Below are 3,564 nucleotides of genomic sequence, written 5' to 3' on the forward strand. Positions count from 1 at the left end.
CCGCACGCCCGCTCTGATTGAATCGACGGCATCCGAACGATAACGAGCTAGGCCATGACCGACCGGCGCGTGCGCTTTGATTTTGAGATTACTTTCTCGAACGGGGGCGGTCTCCAGGGCCAGGGTTTCCGTCTGGATATCGAGGGAGAGGACATGGCAGACGATGCGCTAGCGGCCTACGTCATCCGCGACATGAAGTTGCTCATGGTTGCGGACGTGCGGATCCTCAATAAGCAAGTGATCCAGGAGCAGCACAAGCGAGCTAACAGGCGGGACGAGGAACCTGGCCATCCTGTCCTCGCTGCCGGCTATGTCGATCTCAGTCATACCATCGAAGACGGTATGGTGACCTATAAGGGACTGCCAGCACCGCTCATCTGCGACCACCTTTCCCGCGAGCGCTCGCGTGGCGTTTATGCCGAGGGCACCGAGTTCCAGATCGGGCGGATCCAGATGGTCGGCAATACTGGCACCTACATGGATGTGCCCTTCCACCGTTATGCGGATGGCTTCGATCTCAGTGCTTTGAGCCTGGCGACGGTGACGGACGTACCCGCAGTGGTCGTTCGGATTTCCGGCGCTTCAGGGCGCGCGATCGAGTGGATGCATTTTGCGCCGGTCGACTGCCGCGATCGAGCCGTCTTGGTCARCACCGGGTGGGACCGCCACTGGCGCACCGACCAGTATTTCGAAGGCCATCCGTTTCTCACCGAACAGGCGGCGGTCTACCTACGCGACCAGGGAGCGCGCGTCGTCGGTATCGATTCGCTGAACATCGACGACACCTCTGACGGGTGCCGTCCCGTTCACTCGGTTCTGCTGGCTGCGGGCATTCCGATCGTCGAGCACCTGACAGCGCTGGACCGCGTACCCGTCGAAGGCTTCACCTTCACCGCGGCCCCTCCCAAGATCAAAGGCATGGGCACGTTTCCGGTGCGTGCCTTCGCCTGTGTTCCGGGCTGATTACCTGGAGGTGGTGTAAGCCAGCCGATCGATGCAGCGGAGTCAGGCGGCCGCGGTGTCGTCAGGATCAGCCCGCAAGCAATTCGTCCAGCTGCGCGAACTGTTCCGGCAGCCCTTCCGCCGAACCGACGATAGCTTCGTCGCGTGCTTCTTTTGTCGGATAAAGTTCGTGCAGGGTGACCAGCGTCTTGCCGGCACGTTCTTCGAACGTCACCGTGGTCACGGCGCCCTGCTCGCTTTCTTCGTTCGTCCATACCATGCGCGCGTTCGGCGCTACTTCTTTGTAGGTGCCAAAGAACGCCATCGGTTGATCGAAGGCCGGATGGCGGAATACGAGGCGATACGTGCCTCCGGTGCGAATATCCATGTCACACGAGATCAGCGACATCCCCGCGGACTTCGGAACCCACCACTGCTTGAACAGTTCGGGCGTGCTCCATGCTTCGAAGACGATGTGCACTGGGGCGTCGAATGTTCGCGTCACGACGAGTTCGCGGTCGGCCTTGCGTTCCACGACAGTGCGATTACTTTCTGTTGCGTTGGTCATCTGCTTTCTCCTTGCGTTTCAAGTGCTCGACAAGCTTGTCCAACTCGTCGAAGCGCGCGCTCCAGAGTTGGCGGTGCTGCTCGATCCAGGCGGCCTCTTCTTCAAGCAGGCCTCGCCCGAGCTTGCAGGTACGTACGCGCCCGACCTTCTCCGTGGTCACGAGCCCCGCCTGCTCCAGGACGCCGACGTGCTTCTTCATGCCCGTGAGGGTCATGTGGAACCGTTGGGCAAGGTCCGTGATCGAGGCGTCCGAACTCCCGAGCTGCTCCAGCACGCCGCGTCGGGTGACATCGGAGAGTGCGGCGAACGTTGCATCGAGACGGGCTTGATAGTGAACCATGTGGTTCACTGTATGACGGACATGGGGAATTTGCAAGCGAGTTCAGAGCCTCAAGCCCATGCTTGCGCCGGTGAAGCGGCGCGTAAGGTCTGCCGTGAGCCGCGTCCAGTTAGCAAAGCCGAAGGCCCTCTTATCAGCATCGCCAAGCCTACAGCTGTCGAGAAACTTCCTCGCATCATTCCCCGCACGATACTGATACGGGTAGTCTGTTGAGAACAGTAAACGGTCAAAGCCGACGATTTCAGCAGCGCGCATCAGATAGTGCGGAAGAAACATCCCACTGGACGTTACATAGAGATTGTTCCGCAAGTAGTGTGCGATCGGCTGTATCAGCCCGGACACCCTGTCCATCGCGGCCAAACGCTCGGCGTAGAACAACACCACTTCCCCCCAGTGCCCAAGGATCACCTGCAACTTCGGCAGCCGGTCGAACGTCCCAGCAAGCACGAGCCGAATGAACTGGGTCCCCGCATCGTAATGCCAGCCGAGACCATAGGTGGCGAAGGCCGCGTCGACGGCGGGTGCGAAGCCTGAATAGTAGGCATCCCGCACGGCAGCATCTGGCATGCGCGGATGGATAAGGATCGGAGCGCCAAGGGTTTGAGCATGGTGAAAGATGGGGAAGAGGCTCGTGTCGTCGAGGTGGAGTTGGCCGACCTTTCCGCACAGCACCGTTCCTTTGAAGCCCAGCGTCCGGACGCATCGCTCGAGTTCGAGGGCTGCTTCGTCCGGCATCGAGACCGGCAAGGTGGCCATGGCCTCAAAGCGTGTCGGGTGGCGTGCTACCACCTCGGCCAGGGCATCGTTGGTCCGTCGCGCCAGGTCGATGCTCTCCGATCCCAGGTCGTGCAGCCCGGGTGTAGTGAGCGACAACACCYGTATATCCAGACCGGTTTCATCCATCAGTGCGAGGCGGCCCTGTGCGAGATCGAGCAGGCGCCCCTCAATGGCCCCTGCGTGAAACGCCACGCTCGGGTCAGTCGCTTCCAGCCCAGCAGCCGTCCAGGCGTCGCGAATGTCCGCCGTGAGGAAGTGTTCTTCGATACCGATCAGCTTCATTTTGTCTCGCCCCTTCACCAAGGCACCGTGTGGCCCATGCGGTCCAGATACGCCAGGCCGGACGTTCCGCGTTTGGCCAGGACGGTGTTCACGATGTCCGGAATGGTTTCCTCGAGACTGAACGTCGCATCGGGACCGCCAAGCGCCGTACGGATCCAGCCAGGGGCCATTAGCAAGAGTGCGCGTCGGTCACCCGCGTGGCGGGCCGCATAGCTGCGCATGTTCTGGTTGAGCGCGGCCTTGCTGCCGCGGTAGACCTCGAAGCCGCCTTTGGTATTGTTGGTGATGCTGCCCTGCCCCGACGACATGATGCCGATAAGGCCGTCGGCGGGCACGAGATCCTGTAGCGCTTCGATGGTGCGCATGGGACCAAGCGCATTCGTCACCATGACGGTAACGAACTCCTCGGTGGATACCTCGGCGATGGTCTCCGTCGGGTCCGCGTTAGCGGTGCCTGCGTTGACAAACACGATGTCGAACACCCGCTCCGCGAGGCGCGCACGGAGAGCGGTGATCTGGTCTGGGTCGCAGATGTCGACGGCTTCTACCTCAACACGGCCCCCGCTCTGCACTGCCAGATCGTGCAGTTCGGTGTGATCGTTGAGGTGACGGGCGGTGCCGACGACGTTCCAGCCCCGCTTGTAAAATTCGGCAG

At 61.3% G+C, this 3,564-nt stretch carries 5 protein-coding genes; 1 reads left to right on the top strand and 4 read right to left on the bottom strand.

The annotated features are described in order from the left end of the window. The first annotated feature begins 54 nt into the window (after positions 1-54). A complete protein-coding gene (locus AC1DSN_RS19990; protein WP_477332433.1) occupies positions 55-963 on the top strand; it encodes a cyclase family protein in 909 nt (302 codons plus the stop codon). A gap of 67 nt (positions 964-1,030) precedes the next feature. On the opposite strand, the gene AC1DSN_RS19995 is transcribed toward AC1DSN_RS19990, so the two are convergent. From AC1DSN_RS19995 to AC1DSN_RS20010, 4 genes are all read right to left on the bottom strand, one after another. Beyond that, on the bottom strand, positions 1,031-1,510 hold the full coding sequence (locus AC1DSN_RS19995) for an SRPBCC family protein (protein ID WP_477332435.1): 480 nt from the start codon (positions 1,508-1,510) through the stop codon (positions 1,031-1,033). Further along, a complete protein-coding gene (locus AC1DSN_RS20000) occupies positions 1,488-1,850 on the bottom strand; it encodes an ArsR/SmtB family transcription factor (protein WP_063573247.1) in 363 nt (120 codons plus the stop codon). Before AC1DSN_RS20000 ends, AC1DSN_RS19995 begins: the two co-directional genes overlap by 23 nt. Before the next feature lie 42 nt (positions 1,851-1,892). Further along, the gene (locus AC1DSN_RS20005) at positions 1,893-2,909 is read right to left on the bottom strand and encodes an amidohydrolase family protein (protein ID WP_477332437.1); all 1,017 of its coding nucleotides are present in this window, start codon (positions 2,907-2,909) and stop codon (positions 1,893-1,895) included. 14 nt (positions 2,910-2,923) lie between these two features. After that, positions 2,924-3,564: SDR family oxidoreductase (locus AC1DSN_RS20010; protein WP_477332439.1), on the bottom strand; the 641-nt coding region annotated here is incomplete at its 5' end.

The sequence above is a fragment of the Luteibacter sp. P4_D7_3 genome (genome assembly GCF_056401735.1).

Bases quoted from the DNA above. Each gene is read 5' to 3' on its own strand.
- AC1DSN_RS19995 (WP_477332435.1), bottom strand. From the start codon at position 1,510: ATGACCAACGCAACAGAAAGTAATCGCACTGTCGTGGAACGCAAGGCC.
- AC1DSN_RS20000 (WP_063573247.1), bottom strand. From the start codon at position 1,850: ATGGTTCACTATCAAGCCCGTCTCGATGCAACGTTCGCCGCACTCTCC.